Below are 17,866 nucleotides of genomic sequence, written 5' to 3'. Positions count from 1 at the left end.
CACCCACCCGTCAGCCGGGCGTCGCACGACGCCCGGCTGACCTGCGTAAACACTGGAGCGTGTTCGTGAACTTCAAGCGCCGCGCCGCCGCGGCCACCGCCGTACTCGCCGTCGCCGGAGCCGGTCTCGTCACCGTCCAGGCCACCGCGGAAGCCACGCAGCCCGACGCCGCCCACGCGCGGCCGAAGGCCTGCCCCGACCTCACCGTCTCGAAGGGCTGGTACGGCGACAACAAGGCGCGGCTCCAGCGCATGGTGGACCAGTACGGCCGCTGCGGCGAGGGCGCCCGCGAGGGCGGCGCCAAGCCGGTGGCCACCTTCGACTGGGACAACACCGTCATCAAGAACGACATCGGCGACGCCACCATGTTCTGGCTGCTGCGCAACGGCAAGATACGCACGCCCGAGCGGGCCGACTGGCGCACCACGAGCCGCTACCTCACCGCCCCGGCGGCCAAGGCCCTGGCGAAGGCCTGCCCCGCCACCGCCACCACCCTGCCCACGCACCGGAACGCCGCCTGCGCCGACGAGATCCTCTCCGTCTACAGCGAGGGCGCCACGACCTCCGGCAGGGCCGCCTTCGCGGGCTTCGACCACCGCCGCATGGAGCCGCAGTACGCCTGGCTCGCCCAGCTCACCCGCGGCTGGTCGACGCGCCAGGTCAGGCACTTCGCGGCCGCCGCCCGCACGGAGAACCTCGCCGCGCCCGTCGGCACCGAGCAGAAGGTCGGCACCCACAAGGTCACCGGCTGGGTCCGCTACTACGACCAGCAGCGCGACCTGATCCGCACCCTCAAGAAGGCCGGCTTCGAGGTGTACGTCGTCTCCGCGTCGCCCGAGCCGATCGCCGAGGTGTGGGGCAGGGGCGCGGGCATCGACGCGCGGCACACCCTCGGCATCCGCAACGTCACCGCGCACGGCAAGCACACCGCCCGCCTCAAGGGCTGCGGCACCGTGCGGGACGGCGACGACTCGATGATCACGTACATCGACGGCAAGCGCTGCTGGATCAACCAGGAGATCTTCGGGGTGCGCGGCGCCGCCGCCGAGAAGGTCCAACCGGCCGCCAGGCGCCAGGTGTTCGCGGCGGGCGACTCCGACACCGACGTCTCGTTCCTGCGCGACGCCACCGGTCTGCGCCTGGTCCTGAACCGCAACAAGAACGAGCTGATGTGCCGCGCCTACGAGAACGGCGACGGCCGCTGGCTGGTCAACCCCATGTTCATCGAGCCCAAGGGCAAGAAGGCCGACCCCTACCCGTGCGCCACCACCGGCTACACCGAACGGGACGGCAAGGAAGGGCCGGTGCGCCGTACGGACGGTTCCGTGATCCCCGATCAGAGGGACTCGGTGTACGGGACGCCTCCGGCATCGTCAGCCTCGTAGGACTGATGTACGGTCCACTCACATGCGTAACAGAAACATTTTGGCGCTGACCCTGGCCGCGGCCGCCACCCTGGCGGCCGTGCCGGCAGCTCTCCCCGCGGCCGCCGCCACGCCCGCGAACTCCCGCACCTCCGGTGGGCATTGCCCCCAGCTCTCGAAGAAGCTGGAGTGGCACGGCACCAACCGCGCCAAGCTCCAGCGGACCATCGACGAGCGCGGCACCTGCGCCAACCCGGACCTGGGGCACGGCAGGAGCAAGCGCCCGGTCGCCGCGTTCGACTGGGACAACACCATCACCAAGAACGACGTGACCGACGCGACCATCGCCTGGGCGCTGCGGCACGACAAGATCCTGCGACCCAAGAGCTGGAAGTCCACCAGCAAGTGGATGACCGACGACGCCGACCGCGCGCTCACCCAGGCGTGCGGCACGAAGGTGCCCGTCGGCAAGCCGCTGCCCACCTCCACCAACAAGGCCTGCGCCGACGAGATCTTCGAGGTCCGCGAGGACGGGAAGACGATGAGCGGCGCCGCGGCCTTCGCGGGCACGTGGGACCACCGGCACACCGTCCCGCAGTACGCCTGGGTGCCGCAGCTCTTCGCCGGGCACACCGTCCGCGAACTGGAGACATACGCCGCGAAGGCCCGCAAGGAGGCCCTCGCCGCCCCGGTCGGCGCCACGCAGACCGTCGGCACGCACAAGATCCCCGGGTACGTCCGCTACTACGACCAGCAGCGCGACCTGATCCGCACGCTCAAGAGGGCCGGGTTCGACGTCTACATCGTCTCGGCGGGCTCGGAGCCGGTGGCCGAGGTGTGGTCGAAGAGTGTCGGCATCGACCGCAAGCACACGATCGCGATCCGCTCGGTCCTGGACCGCAAGGGCCGCATCACCACCTGGAACCAGGGCTGCGGCGGCGTCCCCGTCAACAAGGGCGAGGCCATCCCGTACATCGACGGCAAGCGCTGCTGGATCAACCAGGAGATCTTCGGGATCAAGGGCAAGAAGGCCTGGGAGAAGCAGGACTTCGCGCACCGCATCGCGCTCGGCGGCGGCGACGCCGACACGGACGTGACCTTCGTCGGCGACGCCACCGGCGCGCACCTCGTCCTGAACCGCAACAAGAGCGAGTTCATGTGCCGGGCGTACGACAACGAGGACGGCCGCTGGGTCGTGAACCCCATGTTCATCGAGCCGATGCCGCAGAAGAGCGGCACCTACCCATGCTCGACCGCCGCCTACAACGAGCACGACGGGAGCAAGGGTCCCGTGCTGCGGGAGGACGGCTCGGTGGTGCCGGACCAGCGGGACTCGGTGTACTGATCGTCGGGCGAAGTCCTAGAGTGCCGGGATGAGCATGTCGCCGCCGCCCGGCTGGTATCCGGACCCCCACCAGCCCTCCGTTGAGCGCTGGTGGGACGGGTCCGCGTGGACCGAGCACCGGCGCGCGCCCGAGAACGCCCAAGCCGCCCCGGAACAGCAGGGGTTCGGGCCGCCCCAGGCCACGACCTCCGTCATGCCGGTGACGTCGGCGGGCGGCGGTGGCCGGGCGAAGGTCGTCGCGCTGACCGTCGCCGCGGCCGTCCTCGTCGCAGCGATCGTCACGGGCGCCGTCGTCCTCGGCAAGGACGACGGCGACCCGGAGGGCGGCGGCCCCGCGCCGACCACACCCGCGGCCACGAGCCCGACGCCGTCCGCCACGCAGAGGACGGCGTCGCCCTCGCCGTCCGACCCCGACCCGGACACCCTCGTCGACGACCTGAACGGCATCACGCTCCCCGTCCCCGAGGGCTGGGAGAAGGACGACGACAGCTTCGGCGGCGGCGCGACCATCCAGACGCCGGACATCGTCGACTGCCCGGGCGACTCCGGACTCTGCCGCGAGGGCACCGTCACGTCGAGCACCGCGACGGGCACGAACGAGACCGACCCCAAGGCCCTCGCCCGCGGCGACATCAAGGACGCCGCCGACGCCGTCTACGACAAGGACAAGCTGGACAAGCAGCCCTACGGCGGCATCACCGGCACCAAGAAGGTGAAGGAAGGCCAGGTCGCGGTCGCGGGCCGCAGCGGCTACTTCGTGCGCTGGCGCGTCCACACCGCCAAGGGCGACGGCGGCTACGTCCAGTCGCTCGCCTTCGCGTCGAGCGTCGGCTCCGAGTCCATGGTCATCGTCCGCTTCGCCGTCGGCGCGGGAGACGGGGCGCCGCCGGTCTCCGTCATGGACGAGATCACCGACGGGATCCGCTCGGTCGACGACAGCGCGACGGGCGGCGGCGTGGGCGACGACGTGGGCGCGACGCCCTGAGGCGCCGCGCGGCTCACAGGAACGTGTGCCCCTCGCCCCGGTACGTCGGGACGCTCGCCGTCACCTTGTCGCCCTCCACCAGGTGCAGGGTCTCGAACCGCTCGCACAACTCCCCGGCCTTGGCGTGCCGGAACCACACCTTGTCGCCGATCAGCAGGTCGTCCGCCGCGGGGCCGTGCAGCGGCGTCTGCACCTCGCCCGCGCCCTCCTGCGGGTCGTACCGCAGCCCCTCCGGGAGGTACGGCACGGGCGAGCGGTCGGCGCCCGCGACACCCGACGCGGGGTAGCCGCCGCCGAGCACCGTCACGATCCCCGCGCCGGGCCGCCGCACCACGGGCTGCGCGAAGAGCGCGGCGGGGCGCCCGCTGAACGAGGTGTAATGGTCGAAGAGCCTCGGTACGAAGAGGCCCGACCCCGCGGCGATCTCCGTCACCGCGCGCTCCGCCGCCGTGTGCTGCACGCTGCCGGTGCCGCCGCCGTTCACGAACTCCAGGTCCGGCGCGACCGCCCGCACGGCACCGATGGTCTCCGCGCGGCGCGCGGCCAGCTCCCTGCGGGCCGCGGTCTGCATCATCCGGATCGCCCGCGAGCGCGCGGGATGCCCCTCGACGGCGTCTCCGACTCCCGCCACATGCCCTTCGTACGCCATGACGCCCACGAGCCGGAAGCCGGGCCGCCGGGCGATGGCGCGGGCCAGGGCGGCGACCTGCACGGGCGAGTGCAGCGGTGAACGCAGCGCGCCGATCCGCACCTTGCCGCCGAGCACCTTGAAGGAGGTGTCCAACTCCAGGCAGACCCGCACCACTTCGGTCCCGCCGTTCCGTGCTTCGTCGATCAGCCGCAGCTGGGCCGGGTCGTCGATCATCACGGTCACCGCGGCCGCGAGCTTCGGGTCGGCGGTCAGTTCGGCGAAGGAGGCGCGGTCGGCCGAGGGGTAGGCGAGCAGTACGTCCTCGAAGCCGGAGCGGGCCAGCCAGATCGACTCGGCGAGCGTGAACGACATGATCCCGGCGAATCCGTCGCGGGCCAGGACCCGTTCGAGCAGGGCACGGCAGCGTACGGACTTGCTCGCGACCCGGATCGGCTTGCCCACGGCTCGGCGCAGCAGATCGTCGGCGTTGGCGTCGAAGGCGTCCAGATCGACGATGGCGACGGGGGCGTCGAGGTGTGCGGTGGCCCGGTCGTAGCGGGCTCGGTCTGCGGCACGGCCAGTCATGGGCGAAGCCTGCCAGACGCGATTACCCGAGGGTAGGGGGATGATCCGGGCAGATCGCCCGGGGGTGCGGACTGAGTTCCCTCGCGACCTGCGTCTGCCCGTAGAGTGACGCGCACGGAGCCCGGCCGAGCGACGCGTACCGCGCCACGCGGAGCCGAGTGTTCCGGCAGGTCGAGCGCGAGGAAACGGGGGAGCATGAGCACGGAGGCGCCTCGCGGCCCCATCCCCCCGCGCCCCACCACGCCGCCCCGCCCGGCGGCCCCGCCCGCGCCGCCGGAAGAGCCGCCGCCCGCCCCCTCCGCCCGCTTCCCCGACGTCCCACCACCGGTCGGCGAGGACTGGGTGCTCGGCGCCCCTCGCCCTGCGGCGGACGACGCCCCCGATGCCGCGGCCGCCGCCCCGGACGACGCCTCCGACGGAACGGCCGCGCGCATAAAGGACCTGCTGGCCCCCTTCGAAAAGGCCCGCACGGAACGGTCCGTGGGGTCCGGGGCGGAGCAGGACACCGCGGAGGACGACGCCGCGGAGCATGGCGGCACAGCGGAGGACGACGCCGCGATGCACCGCGCCGCGGTGCCCCACGTCGCGGTGTACGACACCGCGGAGCACGACAGCGCGGAGGAGCCCCCTCCGCCGCCTCCCGCGTCGGCCCGCCTGCCCGACGCCCCACCGAAGCCGGCCTTCGACGTGAAGCCGAGCACGTCCGACGCCACGACGCCCGCCGCCGCGCGCCCGGTTGTTCCGCCGCAGCCCTCCGCACCGCCCGCCGCGGGCGGGGAGCCGGGGGTGGACGGCGGCAAGGATCCCGCACCGCCCCGCGCCCCGAGGCCGGTTGTTCCGCCCCAACCTTGTGCCCCGCCCGCCGTCGCGGGGGAGTCGGGCGCCGCCCGTGCCGCCGAGTTCCCGGCAGGTCAGGTCCCGCCTCGGCGTTCTGCTGCCGCCTCGCGGTCTTCTGCCTTGCCTGCCGTGGAGGGGGAGTCGGGCGCCGCCCGTGCCGCGGAGTCCCCGGCAGGTCAGGTCCCGCCTCGGCGTTCTGCTGCCGCCTCGCGGTCTTCTGCCTTGCCTGCCGTGGAGGGGGAGTCGGGCGCCGCCCGTGCCGCGGAGTCCCCGGCAGGTCAGGTCCCGCCTCGGCGTTCTGCTGCCGCCTCGCGGTCTTCTGCCTCGCCCGCCATGGAGGGGGAGCCGAGCGCCGACCCCGCTGCCGAGTCCCCGGCAGGTCACGTCCCGCCCGCCGTCGCGGGAGAGCCGAGCGCCGACCGTGCCGCGGAGTCCCCGGCAGGTCACGTGCCGCCTCGGCGTCCCACCGCCGCCTCGCAGTCCTCCGCCCCGCCCGTCGCGGGCGAGGAGGCCGCCGCCCGGCTGCGACCCGTCGGCGATGGGGCGGCGGTGCCCGGTGTCGAAGGGGCGGGCCGTGCAACTGCCGCGCGGCGTGCGGTCGGTGCCGTCGATCTGACGCCGGGGCCCGGTACCGGGCGGCCCTTCGTGTTCTTCGCGCGGCCCGCGATGTACGACGACTCCACCACCCGGCTGCGCCCCGTCCGCGGCTGGGCAGGCCCCCGCGCGGCCGCCGCCGCGGCCTGCGCCGTCCTCGGGCTGGGCCTCATCGGCGGCGCGGTGACCGGGAGTTGGCTCACCGGCGAGTCCGTGGCCGGGGACACCACCCGCAGCGCCTACACCGTCACCGGCGAGCTCTGGCACAGCGTCCCCGTCGACCGGCTCTTCCCGCCCACCCTCAAGGGTGAGGGCGCGGGCCCCGGCGGCGCCGACCGCTCCTGGACCCGTATCGCCGTCGCCCCGGACAGCGGCTGCAAGGCCGCCTTCGACCCGCTGCTGCGCAAGGCCCTCGCGCCGGCCGGCTGTCTGAGGCTGCTCCGCGCCACGTACACCGACGCCACCCGCAGCCATGTCACCACCGTGGGGCTGCTGTTCACCAAGGCGGACGCCGACGCCATGAAGGCACTGCGGAACCGTTTCACGGAGGAGGGGCTCGACCGGCGCCCCGACCTCATGCCCCGCCCGTACGCGGCCAAGGGCACCGCGGCCGAGGACTTCGGCGACGCCCAACGCGCCTCCTGGACCGTGTCCGTGCTCCCGGACGCGCCCGTCGTCGCGTACGCGGTCTCCGGGTTCGCCGACGGCCGCACCGTCACGGACCCCGAGCCCGCCACCGAGGCCATGGGCACCAACACCACGTCGGCGCCCGCCCAGTCGGGCCTCGGCCACGAGGCGAAAGGCATCGCCGACCGCGTCGAGCGCGGCCTGCGCAAGACCATCGCGGCCGCGGAGAAGAAGGCGTGAAGGGCCGCAAGGAGAGTGCCCTGAGGAGCCGCAGGGAAGGTGCCATGAGGATCCGTCAGCCGTTCGTCGCCGCCGCGCTCGCCGCCTCGCTGGCGCTCCTCCCCGCCACCACCGCGCACGCCAACGACGGCATCCGCGCCCAGCAGTGGGCCCTCGACGCCATGCACACCAGCCAGGCCTGGCAGACCACCAAGGGCAAGGGCGTCACCGTCGCCGTCCTGGACACCGGCATAGACGCCGAGCACCCCGACCTCGCGGGCAACGTCCTCGAAGGCGAGGACATGGTCGGCTTCGGCGCCCGGCGCGGCGACCGCCCCTGGGCCCGGCACGGCACCGCCATGGCCGGCATCATCGCGGGCCACGGACACGGCCGAGGCCGCGGCGACGGCGTACTCGGCATCGCGCCCGAGGCCAGGATCCTGCCGGTCCGCGTGATCCTGGAGGACGGCGACCCCGCCCGCAGGAAGGCCCGCAACACCCGCGGCAACGCCCTGGCCGACGGCATCCGCTGGGCCGCCGACAACGGCGCGGACGTCATCAACCTCTCCCTGGGCGACGACTCCAAGTCCGCCCACCCCGAACCCGCCGAGGACGCCGCCGTGCAGTACGCCCTCAAGAAGGGCGTCGCCGTGGTGGCCTCCGCGGGCAACGGCGGCGAGCGCGGCGACCACGTCTCCTACCCGGCCGCCTACCCCGGGGTGATCGCGGCGACCGCCGTCGACGAGAACGGCAACCGCGCCTCCTTCTCCACCCGCCGCTGGTACGCCACCGTCGCCGCCCCCGGCGACGACATCGTCATCGCCGACCCCGACCGCAAGTACTACGAGGGCTGGGGCACCAGCGCGGCCGCCGCCTTCGTCTCCGGCGCCGTCGCCCTGATCCGCGCCGCCCACCCCGACCTGAGGCCCGCGCAGATCAAGCAGCTCCTGGAGCGCACCGCCCGTGACGTCCCGGCCGGCGGCCGGGACGACTCCCGGGGCTTCGGCCTCGTCGACCCGGCGGCCGCGCTCGCCCGCGCGGGCAGACTGAAGCCCGACGAACTGCGCACGACGGCGTACGGAGCGGAGTACTTCGGCCGAGGCCCGGACCCGGCGCAGGGCGACAGCGGCCCCGCGGGCTGGGTCGGCCCGGTCGCGGGCGGCCTCGGCGTCGCCCTGCTCGCCGCGGCGGTGTACCTGTGGCGCGGCCGACCGGTCCGAGGGCGCCCCGGCCTGCCCCGGTAGGGCCCGGCCCGTCCGTGCGGGAGTGCGCCTCTGTAGGGTCGCACCGTGGCGAACATGGCGAACAAGAACATTCCCGACCCGGGCTTCTCCGACGACGACGGCACCGCCGACCCGCGCCTTGCCGCGGCGCTCGCGGCCTGGTCGGCGGACCGCACGGCCCACGGCCCCGTCCTCGCGGCCCTGGCCGGCGCCCGGCTCCTCGTCCCCGTGGTCGCCGTGCTCGGCGAGGTCGAGGAGGACGAGAACGGGCTGCGCCGCGAGAAGACCAGCGACATGGCGGTCCCCACCCTCAAGGCGGGCGACCGCAAGGCGCTGCCCGCCTTCACGTCCATCGAGGCCCTCGCCCTGTGGGACCCGGCGGCCCGCCCCGTCGCCGTCCCGCTGCACCAGGCGCTCCAGGCCGCCGCCCACGAACAGGCCGACACGATCGTCCTGGACCTCGCGGGCCCCGTCCCCTACGAACTGGGCCGCTCCGCCCTGCTCGCCCTCGCCGAGGGCCGCGCCAGCGCCGACCCGCTCGCCGACCCCGCGGTCACCGACGCCGTGCGCGCGGCCGTCGCCGCCGAGCCCGCCGTCATCCGCGCCCACCTCGGCCCCGGCCACTCGGACGGCACCCTCGCCCTGGTCCTCGACCCGGCCGCGGACCCGGCCGACGCGGCCCAGCGGGTGGCGCGGCGGATCGCGGCCGACGAAACGCTGAGGGCCCGCCTGGTGCGCGGTCTCGACCTGGCACTCCTGCCGGCCGAGGCGACGCCACCGGGCGAGCCCCTCTACGTACGTACGGCGTGAGGGCTCAGCCGAAGACCGGGCCCGTGTACTTCTCGCCCGGGCCCTGACCCGGCTCGTCCGCCACCAGCGACGCCTCACGGAAGGCGAGCTGCAGCGACTTCAGGCCGTCACGCAGCGGCGCCGCGTGGAAGGAGCTGACCTCCGTGGCGCTCGCGTCGAGCAGTCCCGCCAGCGAGTGGATCAGCTTGCGGGCCTCGTCCAGGTCCTTGTGGCCCTCGCCGCCCTCGGCGAGGCCGAGGTTCACGGCCGCGGCGCTCATCAGGTGGACCGCCACCGTGGTGATCACCTCGACCGCGGGGACGTCCGCGATGTCACGGGTCAGGGTGTCGAAGTCGGGGGAGCCGCCGGAGGGGGACTCGGGGGTGGGGGTCGTCTCGCTCATGTCCCACACGATAAGCCGCGCCCCGGACGGCCCGAGCCGCGGGAGCGGGTGTGCACACTGGTTCGCTCCACCCCCGCGGAGCTGCTAACCTTGTGTAACGACCGGCTGGAGACCCGCGTGCCAACGCAAGGATCCGGCCCACAAGTGGAGGCTCCGATCTCCCACCTGGCCGCTCTCCGGAGCGGCGGGTCACCGGTCAGGCGACCGAAGTCCCCGAGGCTTCGGGCCGCATGATGTGCGCCCCGCGATCACCGCGGAGGTGCTCCGGTAGTACGTGGAGCCCCTTCCTGTGATCGGTCGGGGCATTTTTTGTGCACCGGCGCGGTTGGTCCAGAAAACAGACGTAACGCGGCTGTCCGCCAGACGGTCGCGTGGTGCTACCGAGGAGGATCCATCAGCGCCGAGCCCCGCATCAACGACCGGATTCGCGTTCCCGAGGTGCGACTTGTCGGTCCCAGCGGCGAGCAGGTCGGGATTGTTCCGCTTGCCAAGGCCCTGGAGCTTGCGCAGGAGTACGACCTTGACCTGGTCGAGGTCGCGGCGAACGCCCGTCCGCCCGTGTGCAAGCTCATGGACTACGGGAAGTTCAAGTACGAGTCGGCCATGAAGGCCCGTGAGGCGCGCAAGAACCAGGCGCACACGGTCATCAAGGAGATGAAGCTCCGGCCGAAGATCGACCCGCACGACTATGACACCAAGAAGGGTCACGTCGTCCGGTTCCTCAAGCAGGGCGACAAGGTCAAGATCACGATCATGTTCCGTGGTCGCGAGCAGTCCCGCCCCGAGCTGGGCTTCCGACTGCTGCAGCGTCTCGCTTCGGACGTCGAGGACCTCGGGTTCATCGAGTCGAACCCGAAGCAGGACGGCCGGAACATGATCATGGTCCTCGGTCCGCACAAGAAGAAGACCGAGGCGATGGCCGAGGCCCGTGAGGCCCAGGCGGCTCGCAAGGCGGACGCGAAGGCCAACCCGGGCCGCTCGCAGAACGCCTCCGAGGAGGAGCCTTCCGAGGCTCCCGCCGAGGCCCCGGCCGAGGCTCCCGCCGAGGCCTGATCCCCGGACGCAAGTCCGGGGATGCCAACTGACACACCATGACGCTCCGGGATGCCCGGTCTCACGACCGGGCATCGGAGCGCCACTGACGAGGAGAGAACGGCGCTATGCCGAAGAACAAGTCGCACAGCGGTGCCAGCAAGCGCTTCAAGGTCACCGGCTCCGGCAAGGTGCTCCGTGAGCGCGCCGGCAAGCGCCACCTGCTCGAGCACAAGTCGTCCCGTCTGACGCGTCGCCTCACCGGCAACGCCGAGATGGCCCCGGGCGACGCCAAGAAGATCAAGAAGCTTCTCGGCAAGTGAGCTCGGGTGCCGGACACGGCACCTGACCTCTGACCGGGACCCAATCGATACCGGGTCGTGTGAGTCCAACCACGGCCCCGCTACAAGGAGTTAACAAGTGGCACGCGTCAAGCGGGCAGTCAACGCCCACAAGAAGCGTCGGGCGATCCTCGAGCAGGCCAGCGGCTACCGCGGCCAGCGGTCGCGCCTGTACCGCAAGGCCAAGGAGCAGGTCACCCACTCCCTGGTCTACAACTACAACGACCGCAAGAAGCGCAAGGGCGACTTCCGTCAGCTGTGGATCCAGCGCATCAACGCCGCTGCCCGCGCCAACGGCATCACGTACAACCGCTTCATCCAGGGTCTGAAGGCCGCCAACATCGAGGTGGACCGCAAGATCCTCGCGGAGCTGGCCGTCAACGACGAGAACGCGTTCGCCGCGCTCGTCGAGGTTGCGCAGAAGGCGCTGCCGTCGGACGTCAACGCCCCGAAGGCTGCCGCCTGAGCTGTGCGTTTCTGAACGTCCCCGGACCCGCAGGCCGCAACGGCTTGCGGGTCCGAGTGCGTTCGGAGCCTTGTCTGCCGTCTTCTGTTCGCTGCCGTCCGCGGGTTTCTTGTGGCTGGTCGCGCAGTTCCCCGCGCCCCTTTCAGGGGCGCTTTGCCTAAGGTGAGTTTTATGGTTGCCGCCCCTGAGCTGATCTCTCCCAAGTCGCCCCGCGTCAGCGCCGCTCGGCGGCTGGCCAAGCGGAATTTCCGGGGGAAGGAGCGGCTGTTTCTCGCCGAGGGGCCGCAGGCCGTGCGGGAGGCCGCCGGGCACGGGGAGACGCTCGTCGAGCTGTTCGCCACCGTCGACGCCGCCGAGCGCTACGCCGACATCGTGGGGGAGGCCCGCGCGGCCGGGGCCCGGGTGCACCTCGCCGACGAGGACGTCATCGCCGACATCTCGACGACCGTCACCCCGCAGGGGCTCGTCGGCGTCTGCCGGTTCCTCGACGTGCCCTTCGAGGAGATCCTCGCCGCCAGGCCCAGGCTCGTCGCCGTCCTCGCGAACGTCCGTGACCCCGGGAACGCCGGGACCGTGCTGCGCTGCGCCGACGCCGCGGGCGCCGACGCCGTGATCCTCACGGACGCCTCGGTGGACCTCTACAACCCCAAGTCGGTGCGGGCTTCGGTCGGTTCGCACTTCCATCTGCCGGTCGCGGTCGGCGTCCCCGTCGAGCAGGCCGTGCAAGGGCTCAAGGACGCGGGCGTACGCGTCCTCGCCGCCGACGGCGCGGGCGAGGACGACCTCGACACGGAACTCGACAAGGGCACCATGGGCACCCCCAGCGCCTGGATCTTCGGCAACGAGGCCTGGGGACTGCCGGAGGAGACCCGCGCACTCGCCGACGCGGTGGTGCGCGTTCCGATCCACGGCAGAGCCGAAAGCCTCAACCTCGCGACGGCCGCGGCCGTGTGCCTCTATGCGTCCGCCCGTGCACAGCGTGCCGCCGGAGGGTGCCGCTCCGTCACATCGAGCTAGTAGTGTGACGGGCTCGGGGGCCCTCCCCCAAGCTCTCGGCTTCGCTCGAGCAGGGAGGTACCCCACCGCCGGTCCGAGAGGGTGGAGTTCGGGGAATGAGTGTCGGCACGAGCAGAGCACCGGGAGTACAGGACCTCGTCCGTGCTCGCGCGGACCGCTGCGGTCCCGGTGAACTCGGCGACCTCGGACTCGACCCGGACGAACTGCCGGACGGGCTCGTCGTCGCGGACGAGATGGGCCGGGTCATCTGCTTCAACGCGGCGGCGGTACGGATCACCGCGGTCCCCGCGGCCGAGGCTCTCGGCGCCTCCCTGGAGCGCGCGCTGCCCTTAGAGGACCTCGAGGGCCGCCGCTGGTGGCAGCTCACCGATCCCTACGGCGGCCTCGCCACCCGCGTGCGCCAGCCCGAGCGCAATCTGCTGCTGCCCGGCGGCCGCGAGGTCCTCGTCTCCGCGCGCTACGTACGCACCGTCCGCACCGGCCCCGTGCACCGCGTGGTCGTCTCGCTGCGCGACACCGAGGCCCGCCGCCGCACCGAGCGCAGCCACGCCGAGCTGATCGCCACGGTCGCCCACGAGCTCCGCTCGCCCCTCACCTCCGTGAAGGGCTTCACGGCGACGCTGCTCGCCAAGTGGGAGCGGTTCACGGACGACCAGAAGAAGCTGATGCTGGAGACCGTGGACGCCGACGCCAACCGCGTCACACGGCTGATCGCCGAGCTGCTCGACATCTCCCGGATCGATTCCGGCCGTCTTGAGCTGCGTCGGCAGCCCGTCGACATAGGCGCCGCCGTCGGACGGCACATCCAGGCGCACGTCGCCGCGGGCCAGGACGCGGACCGCTTCCTCGTCCGGCTCCAGCAGCCGCTGCCCGATCTCTGGGCGGATCCCGACAAGATCGACCAGGTGCTCAGCAATCTGCTGGAAAATGCCGTGCGGCACGGCGAGGGAACCGTCACCATCGACGTGGCCCCCTCCTCGTCACCGCGCGAGCGGGGCGGCGCCGAGACCGCCGTGACCGTGAGCGACGAGGGTCCCGGTATTCCTGAGGAGTCGATGGGCCGTGTCTTCACCCGCTTCTGGCGGGGCAGCAAACGCGGCGGGACGGGACTGGGGTTGTACATCGTGAAGGGCATCGTGGAGGCGCACGGCGGGACGATCACCGTCGGCCGGGCCCCCGGCGGCGGCGCCCAGTTCCGATTTACGTTGCCCGTGGGGGCTCCGGCGTATCTCCAGTGAGGGCGCCCTGAGCAGCCCGCGGGCTCATTCGTTCACCGCACCCCCGTTAGACTCGGTCGTTGGCACTTTGTGTCCCCATATCTGGGACAGCTTGTCTCCGAGTTGTTGACGGGGACCCATCCGCCAGCCAATCGGAAGCACGGGAAGAGATGTCGGCACCGAACAAGTCGTACGACCCTGTCGAGGTCGAGGCACTGAAACCTGAAGAGATCGAGCGCATGCGGGACGAGGCGCTCGCCGCCTTCGCGGCCGCGGACTCGCTCGACAAGCTCCAGGAGGCCAAGGTCGCGCACACCGGCGGCACCTCGCCGCTGGCGCTGGCCAACCGCGAGATCGGCGCGCTGCCCCCGCAGGCCAAGGCCGAGGCGGGCAAGCGCGTGGGCATGGCGCGCGGCGCCGTGAGCAAGGCGCTGGCCGCCCGCCAGGCCGAGCTCGAGGCCGAGCGCGACGCCCGCGTCCTGGTCGAGGAGGCGGTGGACGTCACGCTGCCGTACGACCGCACGCCCGCCGGCGCCCGGCACCCGCTGACCACGATGATGGAGCGCGTCGCCGACGTCTTCGTCTCGATGGGCTACGAGGTCGCCGAGGGCCCCGAGGTCGAGGCGGAGTGGTTCAACTTCGACGCCCTCAACTTCACGCCCGACCACCCGGCCCGGCAGATGCAGGACACCTTCTTCGTCCAGGGGCCGAAGGGGACCGAGGGCGACGAGTCCGGTGTCGTACTGCGTACACACACCTCGCCCGTGCAGGCCCGCGCGCTCCTCGAGCGCCGTGAGCCGCCGGTCTACATCGTCTGCCCCGGCCGTGTGTACCGCACGGACGAGCTGGACGCGACGCACACCCCGGTCTTCCACCAGATCGAGCTGCTCGCCGTCGACGAGGGCCTGACCATGGCCGACCTGAAGGGCACGCTCGACCACATGGTCCAGGCGCTCTTCGGCCCGGACATGAAGACCCGGCTGCGCCCCAATTACTTCCCGTTCACCGAGCCGTCCGCCGAGATGGACATGGTGTGCTACGTCTGCCGCGGAGAGTCCGTGGGCAACCCCGACCGCCCCTGCCGCACCTGCGGCAGCGAGGGCTGGATCGAGCTCGGCGGCTGCGGCATGGTCAACCCGAAGGTGCTCACCGCCTGCGGCGTCGACCCCCAGAAGTACAGCGGATTCGCCTTCGGGTTCGGCATCGAACGGATGCTGATGTTCCGCCACAACGTCGAAGACATGCGAGACATGGTCGAGGGTGACATCCGGTTCACCCGGCCGTTCGGGATGGAGATCTGATGCGGGTCCCGCTTTCCTGGCTGCGGGAGTACGTCGACCTCCCCGCCACCGAGACCGGCCGTGACGTGCAGGCCAAGCTGATCGAGGTCGGCCTGGAGGTCGAGACCGTCGAGCAGCTCGGCGCCGGCCTCAAGGGCCCGCTCGTCGTGGGCAAGGTCCTCACCATCGAGGAGCTGGAGGGCTTCAAGAAGCCCATTCGCTTCTGCACCGTCGACGTCGGCACCGCCAACGGCACCGGCGAGCCGCAGGAGATCGTCTGCGGCGCCCGGAACTTCGCCGTCGGCGACAAGGTCGTCGTGGTCCTGCCCGGCGCCGTCCTGCCCGGCGACTTCGCCATCGCCGCCCGCAAGACGTACGGCAAGACCTCGCACGGCATGATCTGCTCCGGCGACGAGCTCGGCATGGGCGACGACGGCTCCGGCGGCATCATCGTCCTGCCGCCCGAGCACGAGGCGGGCACCGACGCCATCGAGCTCCTGGAGCTCGTCGACGAGGTCCTGGACATCGCCGTCACGCCCGACCGCGGGTACGCCCTCTCGATGCGCGGCGTCGCCCGCGAGACCGCCATCGCGTACGGCCTGCCGCTGCGCGACCCGGCGCTCCTGGACGTGCCCGCGCCGAACTCCTTCGGCTACCCGGTCAAGATCAGCGACCCGCTGGGCTGCGACCGCTTCACCGCGCGCACCGTCACGGGCCTGCAGCCCGAGGCGCGCTCCCCGATCTGGCTGCAGCGCCGTCTGCAGAAGGTCGGCATGCGCCCGATCTCGCTCGCCGTCGACATCACCAACTACGTGATGATGGAGCTCGGCCAGCCCCTGCACGCCTACGACCGCTCCCGCATCCAGGGCGCGATCGGCGTGCGCCGGGCCGAGCAGGGCGAGAAGTTCACCACCCTCGACGGCGCCAAGCGCGTCCTGGACGCCGAGGACCTGGTCATCACCGACGACCGCGGCCCCATCGGCATCGCGGGCGTCATGGGCGGCGCCAACACCGAGATCGCGGACCACGAGGAGGGGGGCGGCACCACCGACGTCGTCATCGAGGCCGCGCACTTCGACGCGATCTCCATCGCCCGCACCGCCCGGCGCCACAAGCTGCCCTCCGAGGCGTCCAAGCGCTTCGAGCGCGGCGTCGACCCGCAGGCCGCGGCCGCCGCCGCGCAGCGCACCGTCGACCTGCTCGTCCTGCTCGCGGGCGGCACCGCGGAGGCCGGCGTCACGGAGGTCATCGCCCCCACCGCGCCGCGCACGATCACGATGCCCGCCGACCACCCGGACAGGGTCGCCGGTGTCGACTACGGCCGCGAGACCGTCGTACGCCGCCTCCAGCAGGTCGGCTGCGACGTCTACGGCCAGGACGACCTGACCGTCACCGTCCCGTCGTGGCGCCCCGACCTCGCCGAGCCGAACGACCTCGCCGAAGAGGTCATCCGCCTGGAGGGGTACGAGAACCTGCCCTCGACGCTGCCCAAGCCCCCCGCGGGCCGCGGCCTGACCGAGCGGCAGCGCAGCCACCGCCGCGTCGGGCGCGCCCTGGCCGGGGCCGGTTACGTCGAGGCGCCGAACTACCCCTTCATCGGGGAGGGCGTCTTCGACCAGCTGGGTCTGGACGAGGACGACCCCAGCCGCCGCGTGGTCAAGCTCGTCAACCCGCTCTCCGACGAGGAGCCCGCGCTCCGTACGACGCTGCTGCCGGGCCTGCTCGGCGCGCTCCGTCGCAACGACGGCCGCGGCAGCCACGACCTGGCGCTCTTCGAGACCGGGCTCGTGTTCCACCCCCGTGAGGAGTCGAAGGTCGCGGTGCGCCTGCCCGTCGACCGGCGTCCCACCGACGAGGAGATCGACTCGCTGACCGAGGCGCTGCCCCTCCAGCCCCGGCACGCCGCCGTCGTCCTCGCGGGCGCCCGCGAGCAGGCCGGCTGGTGGGGCAAGGGCCGCCCGGCCGACTGGGCCGACGCCGTCGAGGCGGCGCGGACCATCGCCCGCGAGGTCGGCGTCGAGCTGATCGTCGACCAGGGGCAGTACGGCCCGTGGCACCCCGGCCGCTGCGCCGAGCTGAAGGTCGTCGTCGACGGCGAGATCGTCACCGTCGGCCACGCGGGCGAGCTGCACCCGCGCGTCGTCAAGGCGCTGGGCCTGCCCGCGCGCACCTGCGCGATGGAGCTGGACCTGGACCGTCTGGAGACGGCGCGCGACGGGGCCGTCGAGGCGCCGCGGATCTCCACCTTCCCGGTGGCCACCCAGGACGTCGCCCTCGTGGTCGACTCCGAGGTGCCCGCCGCGGTGGTCGAGTACTTCCTGCGCGGTGGCGCGGGTGAACTCCTGGAGTCCATCCGGCTGTTCGACGTCTTCGAGGGCGAGCAGATCGGTGCGGGCAAGAAGTCCCTCGCGTACGCGCTGCGCTTCCGCGCGGCCGACCGCACGCTGACCGTCGACGAGGCGTCGGCGGTCCGTGACGCGGCCGTCGCGCTGGCGTCCGAGCGGACGGGCGCGGTGCTGCGCGGAGCGTAGTCACCGCCCGTAGCCGATAACAGGCGCACAAGGGGCGCAAAGAGGGGCTTATCCGGACCACCGGATAAGCCCCTCACTCGTTTGAGTGACAAGTGGCGTCACTCTGGCCCGGTCGGGCCACACGGTCGACAGAATCAATCCGGCCATAGGGGTCGGCTACTCGCTGAACAGGGCCTTAGGGGGGCCGTCGGCATGATCCGTATCAAGGCGGGGCCTCCCTGCCGGGCGACGTTCCGGGCAAGGGTGCGCGGCAGGGGGCCCCGACGCGTTCCACGGAGGCTGCCCCGTGTCTTTCCCCGCGTCCTTCCTCGTGTGCGGCGTCGCGTCGAGCGCGGTGTGGAGCGCCAGAAGGTCCGGCGCGCGCTCGCGCTGGGGCTGCC

15 protein-coding genes are annotated in these 17,866 nt (G+C 72.5%); 13 read left to right on the top strand and 2 right to left on the bottom strand.

Annotation, left to right across the window (positions count from 1 at the left end; all coding sequences use genetic code 11):
• The first annotated feature begins 65 nt into the window (after positions 1 to 65).
• From ACZ4D5_RS25065 to ACZ4D5_RS25055, 3 genes are read left to right on the top strand one after another with little or no spacing between them, the layout of a single operon-like run.
• A complete protein-coding gene (locus ACZ4D5_RS25065; protein WP_467774632.1) occupies positions 66 to 1,385 on the top strand; it encodes a haloacid dehalogenase-like hydrolase in 1,320 nt (439 codons plus the stop codon).
• Positions 1,386 to 1,407: 22 nt separating this feature from the next.
• Complete coding sequence (locus ACZ4D5_RS25060; RefSeq protein WP_467774631.1) at positions 1,408 to 2,709, top strand: haloacid dehalogenase-like hydrolase; 1,302 nt, start codon at positions 1,408 to 1,410, stop codon at positions 2,707 to 2,709.
• Positions 2,710 to 2,737: 28 nt separating this feature from the next.
• Positions 2,738 to 3,694, top strand: a complete 957-nt coding sequence (locus tag ACZ4D5_RS25055; RefSeq protein ID WP_467774630.1) for a DUF2510 domain-containing protein — start codon at positions 2,738 to 2,740, stop codon at positions 3,692 to 3,694.
• A gap of 13 nt (positions 3,695 to 3,707) precedes the next feature.
• Here the strand turns inward: ACZ4D5_RS25055 and ACZ4D5_RS25050 are convergent, their stop codons facing one another.
• Positions 3,708 to 4,910 (bottom strand): amino acid deaminase/aldolase, encoded by a 1,203-nt coding sequence (locus tag ACZ4D5_RS25050; protein WP_467774629.1) that lies wholly within the window; start codon positions 4,908 to 4,910, stop codon positions 3,708 to 3,710.
• Between the two features lie 195 nt (positions 4,911 to 5,105).
• Here ACZ4D5_RS25050 and ACZ4D5_RS25045 point away from each other — a divergent pair, with 195 nt between their 5' ends.
• The 3 genes from ACZ4D5_RS25045 to ACZ4D5_RS25035 are packed head-to-tail and all read left to right on the top strand — an operon-like array spanning position 5,106 to position 9,220.
• Entirely contained in the window at positions 5,106 to 7,208 is a 2,103-nt protein-coding gene (locus ACZ4D5_RS25045; protein WP_467774628.1) for a hypothetical protein, read from the top strand.
• A gap of 44 nt (positions 7,209 to 7,252) precedes the next feature.
• Positions 7,253 to 8,431 (top strand): type VII secretion-associated serine protease mycosin, encoded by a 1,179-nt coding sequence (gene mycP, locus ACZ4D5_RS25040; protein WP_467774627.1) that lies wholly within the window; start codon positions 7,253 to 7,255, stop codon positions 8,429 to 8,431.
• Positions 8,432 to 8,485: 54 nt separating this feature from the next.
• Complete coding sequence (locus tag ACZ4D5_RS25035) at positions 8,486 to 9,220, top strand: SseB family protein (RefSeq protein ID WP_467774626.1); 735 nt, start codon at positions 8,486 to 8,488, stop codon at positions 9,218 to 9,220.
• A 4-nt stretch (positions 9,221 to 9,224) separates the two neighbouring features.
• Here the strand turns inward: ACZ4D5_RS25035 and ACZ4D5_RS25030 are convergent, their stop codons facing one another.
• On the bottom strand, positions 9,225 to 9,602 hold the full coding sequence (locus ACZ4D5_RS25030) for a DUF1844 domain-containing protein (protein WP_467774625.1): 378 nt from the start codon (positions 9,600 to 9,602) through the stop codon (positions 9,225 to 9,227).
• Between the two features lie 393 nt (positions 9,603 to 9,995).
• Here ACZ4D5_RS25030 and infC point away from each other — a divergent pair, with 393 nt between their 5' ends.
• The 7 genes from infC to pheT all read left to right on the top strand — a co-directional run bounded on the left by infC (position 9,996) and on the right by pheT (position 17,486).
• Entirely contained in the window at positions 9,996 to 10,655 is a 660-nt protein-coding gene (gene infC / locus ACZ4D5_RS25025; RefSeq protein WP_362328230.1) for a translation initiation factor IF-3, read from the top strand.
• A gap of 107 nt (positions 10,656 to 10,762) precedes the next feature.
• Positions 10,763 to 10,957, top strand: coding sequence for a 50S ribosomal protein L35 (gene rpmI / locus ACZ4D5_RS25020; protein WP_007829094.1), 195 nt, complete (start codon positions 10,763 to 10,765; stop codon positions 10,955 to 10,957).
• Between the two features lie 97 nt (positions 10,958 to 11,054).
• Complete coding sequence (gene rplT / locus ACZ4D5_RS25015) at positions 11,055 to 11,441, top strand: 50S ribosomal protein L20 (protein ID WP_055699044.1); 387 nt, start codon at positions 11,055 to 11,057, stop codon at positions 11,439 to 11,441.
• Between the two features lie 171 nt (positions 11,442 to 11,612).
• The gene (locus ACZ4D5_RS25010; RefSeq protein WP_467774624.1) at positions 11,613 to 12,458 is read left to right on the top strand and encodes a TrmH family RNA methyltransferase; all 846 of its coding nucleotides are present in this window, start codon (positions 11,613 to 11,615) and stop codon (positions 12,456 to 12,458) included.
• 95 nt (positions 12,459 to 12,553) lie between these two features.
• Positions 12,554 to 13,696, top strand: a complete 1,143-nt coding sequence (locus tag ACZ4D5_RS25005) for a sensor histidine kinase (protein WP_467774623.1) — start codon at positions 12,554 to 12,556, stop codon at positions 13,694 to 13,696.
• 149 nt (positions 13,697 to 13,845) lie between these two features.
• Positions 13,846 to 14,976 carry a phenylalanine--tRNA ligase subunit alpha gene (pheS, locus tag ACZ4D5_RS25000; protein WP_467774622.1) on the top strand — a complete coding sequence of 377 codons (1,131 nt, stop codon included), beginning with the start codon at positions 13,846 to 13,848 and terminating at the stop codon, positions 14,974 to 14,976.
• Positions 14,976 to 17,486, top strand: coding sequence for a phenylalanine--tRNA ligase subunit beta (pheT, locus tag ACZ4D5_RS24995; RefSeq protein WP_467774621.1), 2,511 nt, complete (start codon positions 14,976 to 14,978; stop codon positions 17,484 to 17,486). Before pheS ends, pheT begins: the two co-directional genes overlap by 1 nt.
• Positions 17,487 to 17,866: the final 380 nt, after the last annotated feature.

This window comes from Streptomyces sp. NPDC025651 (genome assembly GCF_055558735.1).
The sequence above is the reverse complement of the archived record's forward strand: the minus strand, read 5'-3'. Positions and strand labels throughout refer to the sequence as shown.

Coding starts and splice junctions, on each gene's coding strand:
- mycP (WP_467774627.1), top strand. CDS start 7,253: ATGAGGATCCGTCAGCCGTTCGTCGCCGCCGCGCTCGCCGCCTCGCTG.
- pheS (WP_467774622.1), top strand. CDS start 13,846: ATGTCGGCACCGAACAAGTCGTACGACCCTGTCGAGGTCGAGGCACTG.
- rpmI (WP_007829094.1), top strand. CDS start 10,763: ATGCCGAAGAACAAGTCGCACAGCGGTGCCAGCAAGCGCTTCAAGGTC.
- ACZ4D5_RS25045 (WP_467774628.1), top strand. CDS start 5,106: ATGAGCACGGAGGCGCCTCGCGGCCCCATCCCCCCGCGCCCCACCACG.
- ACZ4D5_RS25060 (WP_467774631.1), top strand. CDS start 1,408: ATGCGTAACAGAAACATTTTGGCGCTGACCCTGGCCGCGGCCGCCACC.
- pheT (WP_467774621.1), top strand. CDS start 14,976: ATGCGGGTCCCGCTTTCCTGGCTGCGGGAGTACGTCGACCTCCCCGCC.
- ACZ4D5_RS25035 (WP_467774626.1), top strand. CDS start 8,486: ATGGCGAACAAGAACATTCCCGACCCGGGCTTCTCCGACGACGACGGC.
- ACZ4D5_RS25050 (WP_467774629.1), bottom strand. CDS start 4,910: ATGACTGGCCGTGCCGCAGACCGAGCCCGCTACGACCGGGCCACCGCA.
- ACZ4D5_RS25005 (WP_467774623.1), top strand. CDS start 12,554: ATGAGTGTCGGCACGAGCAGAGCACCGGGAGTACAGGACCTCGTCCGT.
- ACZ4D5_RS25030 (WP_467774625.1), bottom strand. CDS start 9,602: ATGAGCGAGACGACCCCCACCCCCGAGTCCCCCTCCGGCGGCTCCCCC.
- ACZ4D5_RS25055 (WP_467774630.1), top strand. CDS start 2,738: ATGAGCATGTCGCCGCCGCCCGGCTGGTATCCGGACCCCCACCAGCCC.
- ACZ4D5_RS25010 (WP_467774624.1), top strand. CDS start 11,613: ATGGTTGCCGCCCCTGAGCTGATCTCTCCCAAGTCGCCCCGCGTCAGC.